This is a genomic window from Planktothrix prolifica NIVA-CYA 540, from assembly GCF_963864145.1.
GTDB classification, from domain to species: domain Bacteria; phylum Cyanobacteriota; class Cyanobacteriia; order Cyanobacteriales; family Microcoleaceae; genus Planktothrix; species Planktothrix agardhii.
The window spans coordinates 1,954,920-1,971,367 of the sequence record NZ_CAWLTW010000001.1; the positions used below are offsets into that span (position 1 = coordinate 1,954,920).

General features: G+C 39.3%; 10 protein-coding genes, 2 tRNA genes and 1 pseudogene. 8 read left to right on the forward strand and 5 right to left on the reverse strand.

The window, feature by feature from the left end; genetic code table 11:
- The first annotated feature begins 35 nt into the window (after positions 1-35).
- Positions 36-377 carry a carbon dioxide-concentrating mechanism protein CcmK gene (locus AC559H_RS09000; RefSeq protein ID WP_026789109.1) on the forward strand — a complete coding sequence of 114 codons (342 nt, stop codon included), beginning with the start codon at positions 36-38 and terminating at the stop codon, positions 375-377.
- Positions 378-507: 130 nt separating this feature from the next.
- Here AC559H_RS09000 and AC559H_RS09005 read toward each other — a convergent pair whose 3' ends face one another.
- A complete protein-coding gene (locus tag AC559H_RS09005) occupies positions 508-1,842 on the reverse strand; it encodes a dihydroorotase (RefSeq protein ID WP_026794355.1) in 1,335 nt (444 codons plus the stop codon).
- 128 nt (positions 1,843-1,970) lie between these two features.
- Between AC559H_RS09005 and lepB the strand changes: the two genes are divergently transcribed.
- The 3 genes from lepB to AC559H_RS09020 all read left to right on the forward strand — a co-directional run bounded on the left by lepB (position 1,971) and on the right by AC559H_RS09020 (position 3,604).
- Positions 1,971-2,573: a signal peptidase I gene (gene lepB, locus AC559H_RS09010; protein ID WP_026794356.1), complete on the forward strand. Its 603-nt coding sequence runs from the start codon at positions 1,971-1,973 to the stop codon at positions 2,571-2,573.
- A 110-nt stretch (positions 2,574-2,683) separates the two neighbouring features.
- Positions 2,684-2,767, forward strand: a tRNA-Leu gene (locus AC559H_RS09015).
- Between the two features lie 57 nt (positions 2,768-2,824).
- Positions 2,825-3,604: a TrmH family RNA methyltransferase gene (locus AC559H_RS09020; RefSeq protein ID WP_026794357.1), complete on the forward strand. Its 780-nt coding sequence runs from the start codon at positions 2,825-2,827 to the stop codon at positions 3,602-3,604.
- 6 nt (positions 3,605-3,610) lie between these two features.
- On the opposite strand, the gene AC559H_RS09025 is transcribed toward AC559H_RS09020, so the two are convergent.
- Entirely contained in the window at positions 3,611-3,877 is a 267-nt protein-coding gene (locus tag AC559H_RS09025) for a hypothetical protein (RefSeq protein ID WP_026794358.1), read from the reverse strand.
- Between the two features lie 339 nt (positions 3,878-4,216).
- Here AC559H_RS09025 and AC559H_RS09030 point away from each other — a divergent pair, with 339 nt between their 5' ends.
- The 3 genes and pseudogenes from AC559H_RS09030 (at position 4,217) to AC559H_RS09040 (ending at position 11,261) form a co-directional block, all read left to right on the forward strand.
- Entirely contained in the window at positions 4,217-4,648 is a 432-nt protein-coding gene (locus AC559H_RS09030) for a hypothetical protein (RefSeq protein WP_051319582.1), read from the forward strand.
- A 266-nt stretch (positions 4,649-4,914) separates the two neighbouring features.
- Positions 4,915-9,474 (forward strand): response regulator, encoded by a 4,560-nt coding sequence (locus AC559H_RS09035; RefSeq protein WP_026798485.1) that lies wholly within the window; start codon positions 4,915-4,917, stop codon positions 9,472-9,474.
- Positions 9,471-11,261 (forward strand): annotated as a pseudogene (locus AC559H_RS09040) (putative bifunctional diguanylate cyclase/phosphodiesterase). The gene AC559H_RS09035 and the pseudogene AC559H_RS09040 overlap by 4 nt, the downstream one beginning before the upstream one ends.
- Positions 11,262-11,440: 179 nt before the next feature.
- Here AC559H_RS09040 and folB read toward each other — a convergent pair.
- The gene (folB, locus tag AC559H_RS09045; protein ID WP_026794359.1) at positions 11,441-11,791 is read right to left on the reverse strand and encodes a dihydroneopterin aldolase; all 351 of its coding nucleotides are present in this window, start codon (positions 11,789-11,791) and stop codon (positions 11,441-11,443) included.
- Between the two features lie 55 nt (positions 11,792-11,846).
- On the opposite strand from folB, the gene AC559H_RS09050 reads away from it, so the two are divergent.
- Positions 11,847-11,919, forward strand: a tRNA-Arg gene (locus AC559H_RS09050).
- 314 nt (positions 11,920-12,233) lie between these two features.
- Here AC559H_RS09050 and AC559H_RS09055 read toward each other — a convergent pair.
- On the reverse strand, positions 12,234-13,169 hold the full coding sequence (locus tag AC559H_RS09055; protein WP_026794360.1) for a tetratricopeptide repeat protein: 936 nt from the start codon (positions 13,167-13,169) through the stop codon (positions 12,234-12,236).
- The gene (locus AC559H_RS09060; RefSeq protein WP_026794361.1) at positions 13,106-16,414 is read right to left on the reverse strand and encodes a tetratricopeptide repeat protein; all 3,309 of its coding nucleotides are present in this window, start codon (positions 16,412-16,414) and stop codon (positions 13,106-13,108) included. Before AC559H_RS09060 ends, AC559H_RS09055 begins: the two co-directional genes overlap by 64 nt.
- Between the last annotated feature and the right edge of the window lie 34 nt (positions 16,415-16,448).

The window sequence follows — 16,448 nt, forward strand, 5'->3', positions numbered from 1 at the left end:
CACTTTTAAAGTCTAGTTAATTTGGGAGAAATTTAATGGCAGAACAAGCAGTTGGAGCTTTAGAAACGAAGGGATTTCCGGGGGTTTTAGCCGCCGCCGATGCAATGGTTAAAGCGGGTCGGGTGACTTTGGTGGGCTATATTCGGGCAGGAAGTGCACGGTTTACGATTATGATTCGAGGGGATGTTTCCGAAGTTAAAACCGCGATGGATGCCGGAATTGCAGCCGTTGATAAAGCCTATGGTGCGGCATTAGAAACTTGGGTGATTATTCCCCGTCCCCATGAAAATGTTGTTGCTGTTTTACCGATTGATTTTAATGAGGATGTTGAGGAATATCGGGCGGCGGCGGAAGGGTTTACTTTGCCCAGATATTAATATTTACCCTTTTTTCTAGCGGGAAGGGACAACCTTGATTTATCGGTTGCCAGGCTGTCACTTCCCTCAAATTCCCTAAATAAAAGGGGGATTAAGCTATTCAGATTAAAGTTTCTTAATATTCCCCAAGTTACCCATCAAACCTTAACGCCTGACCTCGAACTTCTGGATTAACTTTTCCATTTCCATAAACGACTTTTCCCCCAACAATCGTATATTCTGGCCATCCGGTTAACTCCCAACCTTCAAAGGGACTCCAACCACATTTACTTAACACTTCTTCCCGCAAAACTGGATAATAATTCTCTAAATCTACTAACACTAAATCCGCATCATAACCCACTTCTATTTTCCCTTTATTGGGGATTTTATAGGCTTTTGCCACGGCGGTAGACATCCAATTTGATACCTGTTGAACAGTGCATTTTCCTGCGATCGCTTGTGTTAACATTACGGGTAAAGAAGTCTCAACTCCGGGCATTCCCGATGGCGTATTTGGATAGCCTTTTGCCTTTTCTTCTAAGGTATGGGGGGCGTGATCGGTAGCAATAAAATCAATCACTCCATCTAATAACGCTTGCCATAATATTTGATTATCTTGGGGCGATCGCAAGGGGGGATTCATCTGGGCTAATGTGCCAATTTTAGCATAATCTGTTATATTTAATAACAAATGCTGAGGCGTGACTTCTGCTGTTACCCATTCTGGTTTTTCTTGACGTAATAATTCCGCTTCTTCCCCCGTTGATAGATGCAGAATATGTAACCGTCGTTGATATTTTTTAGCAAGTTTTAAGGCGAGTTGAGTGGCTTCTAATGCCGCTTGATTATCTTGAATTGTAGAATGAATTGCCGGATCAGTAATTCCAGCAAATTCCTGACGGCGTTGATTAATTCGGGCTTGATTTTCCGCGTGAACTGCAATTAAGCGATCGCCTTTTGCAAAAATACTCTCTAATATTTCTTCTTGATCAATTAATAAATCTCCGTGCATCGACCCCATAAAAATTTTAATTCCAGGGGTAGGATTTGCGTCTAATAAATCTGGTAAATTCTCCGCCGTCGCCCCAATAAAAAAACCATAATTAACAATACATTTTTCCGCCGCCCGTCTTAATTTATCATCTAAAAGGGCTTGGGTGGTAGTTAAAGGGCGAGTATTGGGCATTTCTAAAAACGAAGTCACTCCCCCTTTTGCACAGGCACAACTGGCCGTATATAAATCTTCTTTATATTCTAAACCCGGTTCTCTAAAATGTACCTGGGGATCAATCACACCGGGCAATAAAGTCAACCCTTCTGCATCAATAATTTCCCAATCATCTTCCCCTAGTATATGATGATCAATTTCTGGAGCTATCTCAAGGATTTTCCCATCAACAATAGCAACATCTCCGAGTAAAAAATCACCATTTGGCAACAAAATCCGAGCTTGATTAATCAATACACTATAAAAGTCAGACATAATTACCTTGATCTAATCTGCTATAAAACTATTTAACCACGAATTTGTCGCCGGAGGCAACTATCACCGCCCAATTGTAGACAAATTTGATATAATAAATATAGTTTTTTGTCCTGTGACCACCGCTTATGAGTAGCCTACCCAATCAAGAACCAGATCCCGTTAAATCTTCCCCTCAACCGGAAGAAAACCCCTGGGTAGAAATCCTGAAGACCGTTAGTTTGAGTATCTTTTTAGCCCTAGGGATTCGGACATTCGTTGCAGAAGCTCGTTATATTCCCTCTGGTTCAATGTTACCGACTTTAGAAATTAATGATCGATTAATTATTGATAAGGTCGGCTATAAGTTGGTTAACCCCCATCGGGGTGATGTCGTGGTCTTTAACCCCACAGATGAACTAAAAAAACAATATAAGGACGCCTTCATCAAACGAATTATTGGTTTACCTGGTGAAACGGTGGAGGTAAAAAACGGCTCTGTATTTATTAATGGTCAACCTCTCCCAGAAAAGTATATTGCCGAACGACCCGAATATAACTGGGGGCCGGGGACTGTTCCCGAAGGACAGTATTTAGTTTTGGGAGATAACCGCAATAATAGTTACGATAGCCACTATTGGGGTTTTGTCCCCCGGGAAAATATTATTGGTCGGGCAACGGTGCGGTTTTGGCCCCCTGACCGGGTGGGTGGACTCGGTGATCCTGATTATCCCCTAAATGAACGGCAATAGGCACAATTTTTGGCTTTTTCCCCAGTGTTGCCTGAAATTTGTCGATTCTGGGGGATTGACAAATTTCAAAAACTATGACAGGATTAATAAATGTGCAATTAAATAAAAAAGCGGAACTGGCGGAATTGGTAGACGCGCTAGATTCAGGTTCTAGTGTTTGCAAAGACTTCCGGGTTCAAGTCCCGGGTTCCGCATTGAACGGTTAGGGGTGTGATTTTCGCGCCCCTGTTGTTGTTTAGCCATCAGGTCTTATGTTAACGAGTCTGCAAAATCCATTGGTGAAGCAAATTCGCAAGCTGCATCAAGCCAAGGGACGCAAAGAACACCAGTTATTTTTACTCGAAGGAACCCACTTAGTAGAAGCCGCCTGTGAGGTAGGCTATCCCCTCACCACGGTGTGTTATACCTCCTTCTGGCAAGGGCGTCATCAACCGCTCCTTGAACGTTTAAGCCAAGATACCCCCCGATGTGAATGGGTGAGTCCCGAAGTATTGGAGGCGATGGCCACAACTGTTCATCCCGATGGCGTGATCGCCCTCGCACCTCGAATTCCTTCTAAACCCCAGACCCTTGAGGGTTTAGGGATTGCTTTAGAAACCCTGCAAGACCCGGGTAACTTAGGAACTATTATTCGGACAGCAGCAGCCACGGGGGTAGAGGGGTTATGGTTGAGTGCCGATAGTGTAGATTTAGACCACCCGAAAGTATTAAGGGCTTCTGCGGGGGCTTGGTTTGGTTTAAATAAAACCGTTAGCCCTAACTTAGCCAGGGATATCAGCCATTGTCAGCAACAGGGATTACAAATTGTGGCGACCGTCCCCCAGGCTTCGATATCCTATTGGCAATTAGATCTGACCCGGCCGACCCTGCTGGTATTTGGGAATGAAGGGGCTGGACTTTCTCCCGATATTCAAGCCCTAGCAGACCATCAGGTTCAAATTCCATTACAGCGAGGGGTAGAATCTCTGAATGTGGGGATTTCCGTCGCCCTTATGCTCTATGAAGCCCAACGCCAACGCCAAGCTATTTAGGGAAAGTTATTCTTGGGGGTTGTCTGAAGTTGAAATGTTTTGATCGTGTAGATATTGTTCAATATCAGAGATCGCAGCCTCCAAATCCGATAGGCTAATGGCTTCGCGGACTTTGGGGGGAGAGGGAACAGAGACAGTTTGTTCTGGCGGTGCGGGCCGAGGGTTAGGAGTCACTGCCTCCGACTCTTGAAATGCACGCAATAATTCTTGATCAAAAGACTCAATAAATTTTTCGGCGGCACTACGACGAAGATCCTGGGGTTTTTGATTCATGACGGGGTGACTCCTGAAACGGTGAATCTTTGCTGCTTGCTACAAAAAACAACCCGATTAACTCAGATTCCGAAAGATAGAACGGTCGGGGAACAGCAAGGCGAGGAAAAAAGGTATAAACAAGCTTATTGCCTAAAACTAACCTAGCACGTTTATCAGGGCAAATTTGTTTTGGTGTCGATTCAAATAGACCTGATATACAATTGGGGGGCATCGGTGGAGGGAAAAATCCTCGATTTCTTAACAATTGGGCTTTTTCATTCCGTGTGTTGGATTAGAATATTAATCTGAACCTGAACCTGGATTTGTGATATTCAATTTTGATGGAGCCGTTTATTCATGGATGAGAAAACCCCAGCAATTATTAGACCGAAACCAGCGCTGGAGATTCGACTCACACCTGCTGGAAGTGAAAAGTCAGTCCGTCCCACCGATTCGCCATCTGATCGGGATAAATCTTCGTTTGATCGGGATAAATCTTCGTTTGATCGGGATAAACCTTCGTTTAGTAAACCCCGTCGCCCCGATGTGACCCCGCCTAAACCTTGGATTGAACTCGAAGAAGCCCAAAATCAAGGGGGTGAAGTGTTTCATTTGGGGGATCTAATTGAGGTGAGAGCGCCCTGGGGAGATGTGGCGATCGCAGAAATTCAAAATTTCTACGAAGTATCTCCGGGCAGTCTGTGGGCCTGTTTTGTCCCCACCGAAGAACGGGAGAACTGGTCATGGAAAGGCGGATCAATTCGGACAGAACTCTTAAAAAAAGCCTAGAATCAGTTATCAGTTATCAGTTATCAGTTAACAGTGTAAGAGTTATCAGTCATTAGTTGACAGTGTAAGAGGTATCAGTCATTAGTTGACAGTAAAGAGTTCATTGTTAATATTTATGGGCTAAACACAGTTAACTGGTACAGGCGGGTTCTTTTATATATTTGCTAATCACCGCCCCTACAACTGATGACTGTTGACTGTTAACTAACAACTGATGACTGTTGACTAACAACTGATGACTGATAACTGATGACTGATCACTGATTATGGATGCTACTGAATATCAAGCGCTGAATATCTTAATTGTTGACGATTCCCCAATTAACCTTAAATATTTGGGGAAACTTCTCACATTGCAGGGATATCAAGTTCAATTGGCGAATTCTGGGGAATTGGGCTTAAAGATGGCTTTAGAGACTTTGCCCAATTTGATCATATTAGATATTATGATGCCAGTTATGGATGGGTATGAGGTCTGTCAACGGTTGAAAGCGGATATTACAACTCAGCATATTCCCATTATTTTTGTGAGTGTAATTGAAGAAGTATCGGAAAAAGTAAAAGCGTTTCAACGGGGGGCGGCGGACTATATAACCAAACCATTACAAAAAGATGAAGTTCTAGCTCGAATTCACCATCAACTGACGATTCAAGGTTTACATTATCAATTCAAAATTAAAAATCTTCAACTGGAAGCTGAAATAGAAACCCGTCAACAACGGTCAGAAAAATTTTCTAAAGTTTTTTTAAATAGTCCGAATCCAATTACCTTGAGAACAGAGAAAGAGGGATATTTTGTAGATGTTAACCCTAGTTTTCTCAAGACATTTGGCTATCAAGAATCTGAAGTGATTGGTAAACGAGCGATAGACTTAAATTTGTGGGTTAATCCTCAAGATGAACAGGAGTTAATCCAAAAAAATAAACCGGGAACAACCATTCATAATCAGGTAGTCGGGTATCGAACCAAAACCGGAGAAATTAAACAATTATTATTATCAGAAGAAGTAATTTTTTTAGAAAAAAAAACTTATATTTTATCAATTTTTAATGATATCAACGAAAAGAAAATATCGCAAAAAGACAAGAAAAAAAGGGAACGGGGAACAGGGAACGGGGGGGAGGAAATAGGGAACAGTTCATTACCCATTACCCATTTAACAGCATCCGATATTACGGAATACAAAACAACGGAACTAGCTTTACAACTAATTGTAGAAGGAACGGCTGCAAAAACAGGTCAAGATTTTTTTTGTTCCTGTGTTTACTATTTAACTGAAGTCTTGCAAGTGCGTTATGCTGGGATTTTTAAACTTTTAAAATTTCCCTCGTCCAAATTAACTACGTTAGCGTTTTGGGATGGAAAAAACTGGCAAGATCCTGGGGTTTATGAATTATTGGGAACCCCTTGTGATCAGGTGATTAAAATGGCTCAACCCTGTCATTTTAGTGAAAATGTACAGATTTTATTTCCGAATGCTCCAGAGTTAGCTGAATTGCAAGCTCAAAGTTATTGGGGAATCCCTTTATTTGATTCTAATCGAGACGTGATTGGGATATTAGTAATAATAGATACTGAAGATAAACAACTGAATCTGAGTCAAGAATCTATTTTAAAAATCTTTGCCAATCGAGCAGGTGCGGAACTAGAGAGGCAATTAGCCGAGGAATTGCTACAATATCGATCCCAGATGGATAACCTGCTGACCCATATTTCTCGGCTATTTATTAATGATACTATAGAAAATGCTATTCGTTATACTCTGCAAGAAGTCTGTCATTTCCTTGATTGTGATTGGGCATTTATTTTTAACTGTAATTCTGAACTTATATCTTGGAAAATTACGGATCAATGGTGGCAGATGGAACAACAAATCGAACAGAATTATTGTCCAATTTTATCAAATCAAACTATCCCATCTATTCATCAAAAATTACAACTGAAAAAAACTGAAATTCTAGCAATTTCCGATCCAGATCGGTTTCCCGATTTACTCCCCCAGGATCGCAGAACCCTACGGCGTCTCAATTGTCAATCTCTGATTTTTATTCCTTTAATTAAAGGCGGAAAAGCTAAGGGATTTATGGGGATTATGAACTTACATCGGTGTACTGAATGGACATTAGAAATCCAGAGTTGGCTGAAACTGGTGGGCGAATTAATTGCCATTCGTCAAACCACGGAAGAAATTCAACAGGCTTTAGAACAGAGTAAAACCCGCTATCAAAATTTAGCCGATAATATACCTGGGATGATTTATCAATTTGTCTTACATCCCGACGGTTCTATGAGTTTACCCTATGCCAGTTCAGGCTGTTGGGATTTATATGGTTTATCTCCCGCCCAGGCGATGATCAATGTGCATCAATTATTTGAAAAAGTCTGTCCTGAAGATTTTCAAGGAGTGCTCAATTCTATCTCTAATTCGGCTGAAAGTTTAATGCCTTGGAGTCATACCTGGCGCATTATTAATAACGAAGGTCAAATTAAATGGTTGCAAGGAAATGCCCGTCCTGAATCTCAACCAGATAGAAGCATTTTATGGGATGGTTTAATTATTGATATTACCCAAACTAAACAGGCAGAAACCCTATTACGCGAAACAGCCCGGCGTCAACAAACCCAAGCGCGAATTATTGGTCGAATGCGTCAAACCCTGGATGCGGAGACGATTTTTTCCACGGCGACTCAAGAATTGCGTTCTGAATTAAATAGTGATCGGGTAGGAATTTATCAGTTTAATTCCGATGGTCAAGGTCAATTTGTGGCGGAATCTTTGGTATCGGGTTGTGAACCCTTAATCTATCAATCAATTCAAGACTTACACTTTGATCCGAGCAGTTTTGAACCAGAAAATTGTGTTTTATCGAGTTTAAATCAGGAAGATGAAATTCAAGACACCTATCTCCGAGATATTCAGGAAGGAGTACATCGAGATGGTTTAAGTTATTTGTGTATTTCTGATATTTACCAAGCTGGATTTCCCGATTGTTATTTACAGTTATTAGAACGGATGCAGGTTAAAGCCTATTTAATTGTGCCGATTTTTTGTCAAATAGTGTCACCTACGGTGGACGTTACACTCGAAAGTTCTATCTCAGTTCCAGCTAAGTTAAAATTATGGGGATTGTTGGTGGTCTATCAACATTCAAGTCCCCGTCATTGGGAAGAATCAGAAATTAATTTAGTGGTACAAATTGGCGCCCAATTAGGAGTAGCATTGCAACAAGTGGCGTTATTAACCCATACTCAACAACAATCGGAAGAACTTTCTCAAGCTAAGGAAACTGCCGATGCTGCGAACCGGGCTAAAAGTGAATTTTTAGCGAATATGAGTCATGAATTACGCACTCCTCTGAATGCAATTTTGGGCTTTACACAATTGATGAATCAAGATTTTAGCCTAAGTTCAGAACAACAAGAACAGATTAGGATTATTCATCGGAGTGGCAAACATTTATTAGCCTTAATTAATGACATTCTGGAGATGTCTAAGCTAGAAGCCGACCGGATTAGCTTAAATCCGACTCGCTTTGATTTATTTCAAGGTTTAGATTATATTCGAGATTTACTCAAAACGAAAATTAAAATCAGGGGATTAGAATTTGAATTAGAACTGGCTGAAAATCTGCCCCAATGGATTATTACCGATGAAAATAAACTCAGACAAATTCTGCTAAATTGTTTGGGACATTTAATGAGTTGGACAGAATCGGGGACGCTTAAATTTCGAGTTAAACCTTTATTTTCTCCTTTAGAATCTTCGGGTTTGGAGTCTAATTTTTCTACCCAAAATATTCAACTGGAATTTGAAATTGAAACCACCGGATCAAATAGACAATCCTTGGAAATTCAAGATTTGTTTAAGCCTTTTACATCAATTCAACGCAGTCTCACCTTGGACAATACTAAACATTTAAGTTTACCCATTAGTCAACAATTTCTGCACCTCATGGAAGGAACAATTATGATGGAACATTCCTCAAATCAGGGGATAAAATTAAAGTTGGTAATTCCTGTCCAACTCCCCGAAATTTCACCGCAATCTTCGGTATTTTCCTTGGGAAAAATTATAGGTCTATCCCCGAATCAACTCAACTATCGTCTGTTGGTGGTTGAGGATCAAATTTCCACAGATTCCTATCTAACTGAATTTCTGGAACAGATGGGGTTTACTATTAGAGAAGCAGAAAATGGTGATCAGGCTGTAATCCTTTGGCGAACCTGGAAACCTCACTTAATTCTGATGAAAATGTGGATGCCGATTTTGAATGGTTATGAGGCGATTCAAAAAATTCGTCAGGAAGAATTTTCCATGGAAAATCCTGTTCAGGGGTTGATCAATTCTGAAGCCGAATTCGAGGGTGTCAGCCCTCATCAAACAATTATTCTAGCAATGATTCCATCGGGGTCAGAGACGGATAGACTTTTGGCTTTATCGGTGGGTTGTGATGACTTTTTGGATACCCCTTTTCCAGAGGATAAACTTTTGAGTAAAATAGGTGAATATTTAAAGGTGCAGTATCAATATGCGCCCCCATTTTTATCTCAATCATCGGGATTCCTTACCCAGTCTGATACTAATACTATGGCTCAACCTCTGGTTACTGCTACAGCCTTGGTGATGCCACCCGAATGGGTGGAACAACTCTATCACGCAGCGGCCCAGTGCAGCGATCACTTATTACTCCAGTTGATTAATCAAATTCCTTCTGAATATGAAGCAACGGCTCAATATTTAAACCATTTAGTGGATAATTTCCACTTTGATCAAGTAATGGAATGGGCGAAACAACCTGAAGATTCTGGGAAAAACATACAATGATTGAAAACCAATCCGAGATTTCTAAAGGCAATATTTTGATTATCGACGATAATCCTGAAAATTTGCGTCTACTATCTATAATGTTGATCCGCCGAGGCTATGAAGTGCGTCAAGCGTTGAATGGAATGATTGCCTTGAGAGCAATTGAAATTCAACGACCCGATATCGTTTTATTGGATATTATGATGCCTCAGATAGATGGCTATGAGGTATGTAAACAGATTAAAAATAATCCTGAAACCGCCGATATTCCAGTGATTTTTTTAAGTGCTTTAGACGAAGTTCAGAATAAAATTAAAGGCTTTGCATCTGGGGGGGCTGATTATATTACTAAACCGTTTCAATTTGATGAAGTTTTAGTCCGGGTTCAAAATCAATTGTCGTTACAATTTGCTCGACAAAAAATTGTAAAATTGAATATGGAATTGGAACAACGAGTTAAAGAACGTACCCAAGAACTGGAAGATGTTCATGCTCAATTACTGAAAAAAGCCCTTTATGATGAGTTGACTGCCCTTCCCAATCGAGTCTTATTTATTCGACATTTAGAATTGACTATTAAACAATTACAAGATTGTCCCAATTATCTCTTTGCGGTGTTGTTTTTGGATTGCGATCGGTTTAAAGTGATTAATGATTCTTTAGGACATTCCGTTGGGGATCAATTATTAGTTGCTATTGCCCAACGGTTACAATCTATCGTATCTAATATTGATATTTTATCTCGATTTGGGGGAGATGAATTTGCGATTTTATTAAGGGATTTAACTGAACCGGAAATTGCGATTCAAACGGCCGAGAAAATTATTGAAGTTTTGGCTGAACCGTTTTCTATTCTCTCCTATCCCATTTATATTAATGCCAGTATTGGAGTTGCTTATAGTCAACCGGACTATACCCAACCGGAACAAATTTTACGCGATGTGGATACGGCGATGTATCGGGCAAAATCCCGAGGCATTTCCTATTATCAAGTTTTTGATTCCAGTATGTATAAAAATGCCCTATCTTTTTTACAGCTTGATGTGGATTTACGCACGGCAATTAAAGAAAAACAACTCGGAGTGAATTATCAGCCTATTGTTGCATTAAAAACCGGAAAAATTGTGGGATTTGAAGCCTTAGTTTGTTGGGAACATCCCCAACGAGGTTTAATCTCTCCTAATGAGTTTATTCCTGTAGCCGAAGAAACGGGTTTAATTACAGAAATCGGCAATTTAGTTTTGCGACAAGCGGGAGAACAAATCTATTGTTGGCAACAACAATTTTCGGAAATTCCCTTAACTATTAGTATTAATCTTACCCCTCGACAATTTACTCAAAATAATTTAATTGCTCAATTGGATGAAATTGTATAGCAAACCCATCTCAATTATAATTGTTTAAAATTAGAAATTAAAGAAAGTGCAATTATGAATAATGTCAAAGGCGCACAGATTATATTAAATCAGTTACGAGAGCGAAAAATTCAACTCAGTTTAGATGATTTTGGTACGGGATATTCTTCTTTAAGTTATCTGCATTCATTTCCCGTTGATACCTTAAAAATTGACCGCTCTTTTATTCAGGAATTAGACGAAGATCCTCAACAATTTAGCCTAGTTCCCGTGATTATTAATATTGCTCAAAAAATGGGGATGAATGTGATTGCAGAAGGCATAGAAACCGCCCAACAATTAAAAAAATTAAGACAGTTAAATTGTGATTTTGGCCAGGGGTATTTCTTCTGCGCCCCACTCAACCCCGAACAAGCCTTTAAACTACTCCTATCACCGCCCCAATGGTAATCAGTTATTAGTAATCAGTAATCAGTAATCAGTTCATTGATCACTGATTATGATTAACTGATCACAAATCAAATCTCACACTGATAACTGATGACTGATAACTGATGACTGATGACTGATGACTGATAACTGATGACTGATAACTGATGACTGATAACTGATGACTGATGACTGATGACTTAACGGGTGATATCAATTTGGATTTTTCCACTAAAATCGGGAATGGGGGGGGCGGGTTTGGTTAGCTGTACCCGGACTTTTTCTACTCGGGGTTGTTGTAATAGGGTGTCGGTAATTTCCGTGGCTAATCGTTCTAATAGGGCGAATTTGCTGGTTTTAATCACGTTCTCAACGGTTTTGATGGTCTGGCGATAGTCGAGGGTATCGGCGATCGCATCACTACTACCCACGGGTCTTAGATCTAACCACAGGGTGATATCGGCTTCAAACCATTGTCCCAAAACCTGTTCTTCGGGTAAATATCCGGTATAACCGTAGCTGCGAATCCCTGAAATGTGGATTGAGTCCATAATTCTAAAAATAAAATGATATTTTCTCAAGAATATGCTATATTAACAAAAGTTTGGGTATGTAGCTCAGTGGATAGAGCATCAGGTTCCGGTCCTGAGGGTCGGGGGTTCGAGTCCCTCCATACTCGTTAAGGTTAAAAGCTTACTGTTTAAAAGTTACAGGTCATCTTTTCCCTGTCGTTTTAGGAATTTTTCTATTGGGGTAATCCTAAAACTGCATTTCCAATATATTTCTAAGTAGTTACACAAAATAAATTACCTAGTTGAGAGAGGGAACAGCCCCCCCAAACCCCCCGTGCACGGGGGCTAGGGGGGGAGGGAACAGGGTGGAGGATGTGTAATTAATTTTGTTTAGGTACTTAATAAAAAAGCACACGCTTTGTTTAACTTATAGGGCGTATGCTTTTTCATGATTCTATTTTGAAAGTTAATTGGGAGACTTTTAACTAACTAATTTCTTAGCTAATTCCGTTGCTTGACGATAGGCTTTAATTGATTCTTTGAGATGACCATGTTCTCGTAAAGCATCACCTAATTTATGGTAAACTTGCCAAGCATTCGGTTCTAATTCGATAATTTGACGATAACAATTAGTTGCTGATTCCCAGTCCTGAGATTCAAACCAAATATCCCCTAATGCTTCTTGAATTGAAACTAATTTAGGATTTAATTTCACCGCTTCTTGATAACAAATAATCGCTTCCTGCCATTGTTGCTGCTGTGAATAAATATCTCCTAATAGGGCTTGAGTTTCGGCTAACCAACCCGTTTCATTCGAGGCTGAAAAATCAGTATTTCCCGATGATAGATGGGTGGGATTGAGTTGTTGAATAGCCACTTGATAGGCTTGTTTATAATGGGCGATCGCATCTTCTAATTCATTTTGCTGTTGTAACCCCTGGGCTAACCGTTGATGGGCAATAACGTGCTGGGGATCACGATCTAATACCCGCCGATAACAGATCATCGCCTGACTAATTTGTCCCCGTTTCCAAAGTGCATTTCCTAAACTAAAATAATCCTCTAAGGTGGCTTTTTCTGGGGCTAATTGTAGGGCTTCATATAAACAATCTTCGGCATTTTCTGAACGTCCTAATATTTGCCACAGGTGGGATAATTGATGGTAGTCTTGGGGTTGGGGTTGAATTAAAATGGCTTGTTGATAACAAGCGATCGCTTGTTGCCATTGTTGTTGTTGAGCAAAAATATCCCCTAATTCTAAATACAATTTTTCGTTTTTAGGCTGTTGAGAAATTGATTTTTGATAACAAATCTTGGCTTTTTCCCATTTTTTTTGTTCAACAAATACCTTGGCTAACAGTTGATAAATAGCAACATCTTTAGGAGTTTGTTGTAAAAGTTGCTGACATAAACGCAAACAGGATTCATATTGTTGTTGCTGATAATAAATCTGCGCTTGTTGCAGAGAAATAGGTAATGAATTGCTTGTTTGTAAAAACTTTCCGCTTCTACTAATTTTCCTTGGGCTGCAAAGAGTTCTCCCAAATTATGATAGATTTCAATGGGGTTAGAATTTCCCTCCAGGGCGCGACGATAACTAATTTCGGCTTGATCAATTTTGCCTTGACGGAATAGAATATTACCCAGGGAAAGATGTTCTTCTGGTTTAATATTTTGAGGTTCTAAACTGAAGGCTTGATACCAACAATAAGCCGCTAGTTCGGGTTTACCAATTTTACTCCAAACTTTTCCTAAATTTCGGTGAGCTAGGGCTAAATTAGGTTGTAATTTTATCGCTTTTTGATAGGAATAAATAGCGAGTTTCCACTGTTTGAGTTGGGCATATAAATTCCCTAAATTTGCATGAACAATAGCTTCATTGGGTTTAAGATTAATAATATATTGATACCATTTTAAGGCTGCTTCTGGTTTACCTAAACCCTGTAAAGATTTTCCTAACAAGTGATAAGCCTCAACGGTATTCGGGTCAAGTTGAATCACTTTTTGACATACCTGAACAACCCGTTGATAGTCTTTCTGTTCAAAGTAAGTTTCAGCCGTTTTAATACTATTTTCTATTTCAATTAAATTAGATTCCTTAACGTTTGTATTATCTTGTTTGGAGAGACGAAATAACTCTAAAGAAGTCAAAGAATTACCTGAATTTTTAGTTTCAATTACTGTTAATTCTCCCTGATAATGGTTATGTCCGTTTTTATTAGAATAAGTAGTGACCATGTTAATCGAACTCCTTTGATAACTTTGGGTTTGAATTTGTTGTAAATTTGACGAAATATTGGTATTTTCAATTAAGTCTATTTTTGGTTTATCTCTGGCTTTAACAAGGGTAGAAGCAAAGTAAATTGGGGTTTGATTCTGGAGATCAGAATCTAAGATTTTGAGAATTTTTTCTAAATTATTGATTTTGACATAAATATCCTCAATTAATGGTGATTGATACATTAAATTTCGCAGGGTATAACATCGAAAAACTTCCCCTGTGATATAATAATGTTTTAGTCCTAATTGTTGACTAATTATCCAGTAATAATGACGAATATAATGGGGAGAAACCAGTTCAATAACAATAGTTTCAGGACGACAAAACATCAAATTTGTTAATCCCGCACCATGGGGGGCAATAATAACCTTAGCATGGGCAAATAAACTTGCTTGTTCTGCAACAGATAGGGTTTCTAATTCAACAGGAATAACTCCCCATTCACTCAAATAAGTAATCACATCATTTTCATTCAAAACTTGCCGATATTTGGCTTGGTTTCGACGAATAAAAATCCGCTCTGGATAGGGATTATTAGAGGGTGTAATCGCCTCGGAAAATAACTGCCGATGAAAATTGATAGTTTCAGGTGTTACCCATCCCACTGACCCGGTAAAGGTAGGAATAATTAATTGTTTTGCTTGGATATAAGGATGGCGATCGCTTTCTATAATTTTAGATGCGGGAATCCCTAATTTTTGTAAGGTTTCTCGCTGAAAGGGAGCTTTAATACTATTAACTAAAAACCAATCAATCTCTTGCCAATCGGGTTTCTCCTGTTGTAAAATAGCAAAGCGGGGTAAAATATCAACCATCCAATGAAAATACACATTTCCTGATAATCCCGATAACACAGCGACGGAACCGGAAATTTTTTCTAAAGGCGGAAATTCCTCTAAAAAAAAGATTTGATGTTGTTTCCAATCAATCGGATCTGATCCGGGTAAGGGAGTGGGATAAAATCGGGATAAATCGGTTAAAAGTTCATTTTTGGAGTTGAGAATAGCGATCGCATTACAAACATTCCACCAACTTTTTTGAGGTGCAATCCAAACTTTTCCATTAGGGATAATAGTGATAGATTGGGGTGGTATATCCCCAGGAATATCTTGAGGTTGAGAACAGTCATAAATTCCTTCTGCTAAACGAGTTGGATGTAAAAGTTTAAACACTCGATTTAAACAAATTGGACAGTCTAAACCCTGACATTGGGGATGGTTAGAATCGGTGGGATCAAAATTAGCATTTAGTTTAACTTTCAAACCCGCTAATTTTGGCTTTTTGTGGTCTGATTTCTGCTGTTCTAATACCCACGTTAACCGTTGATAGATTTCCGGTTGTTCTGGATTAATTCCTAATGCTTGATGATAATAAATTGCCGCAGAAACAAATTGTTGTTGCTGGACAAAAGATTCTGCTAATTTTAAATAGGGATCAATCCAATTCGGATCAGCTTTAATAGACTGTTGATAATAATATTCTGCGTGGGGATAATTGCGATATTCTGCTAAAGTATTTCCCAGATGAAAATGCACCTTGGCAAAATCGTGATAAACCTCTGGAGATTGGGGATTCTGTTGTAAACCCTCAATTAATTTTCCACAGGTAATTCTGGCTTGATCGAGTTCGTCATCTCCTTTTAACTGTTTAACATTCTGACAGTAAGCAGTAATAAAAGGTTGCTCTAACTCAATAATTATTTGTAAATGAAATAGGGATGCTGCCAGTTGATCCTGTTGTAAAAGTGAGTTTACACATTCACTATGGGCAGCAATTGATTCGGGTTCAACCTTAATTAGTTGTTTAAAATATTGAATAGCAACTTCATGTAACCCTTGTTTCTGAAAAGCCTTACCTAAATTTAAGTAAGATTCTTTTAAATCAGGTTGCAGTTGAATAGCTTGCAAATAACCAGCGATCGCCTGATCAAAACTGCCTTGTTTAAAATAAGTATGGGCAAGGTTATGATAGAGTTTAGCAGACTGTGGACAATGAATCAACCCCTGTTTAAAAGTTTGAATCGCGGCTTCCCAATTCTCTTTCTGAACCCAAATTAATCCCAAATTAATATAGGCATTAACAGCTTCAGGATTCAGCCGAATTGCGATTTGATAGCTTTCCTGGGCTGCATCAAGTAAGTCCTGTTTTTGTAGCGCAACCGCTAGATTATAATAGGCTAAATCGGAATCAGGATCTTGAATCACTTCCTGTTGATAGTGTTCAATTTCTCTCCGTAATTGGTGATTTGAAATCCCTATTGTTGACAGGGCTAAGGATGAACTTTGACTTCCCTCAGATGGGTGTATTTGCTTGGCATCAAAAGATAGCAATACGGTCGGGTTGTCTGATAATTTGGGGGTGTTAACAGAACGATTATTCATGGGGGGATCGGATTAACGCAAAGGGGTTGATTCT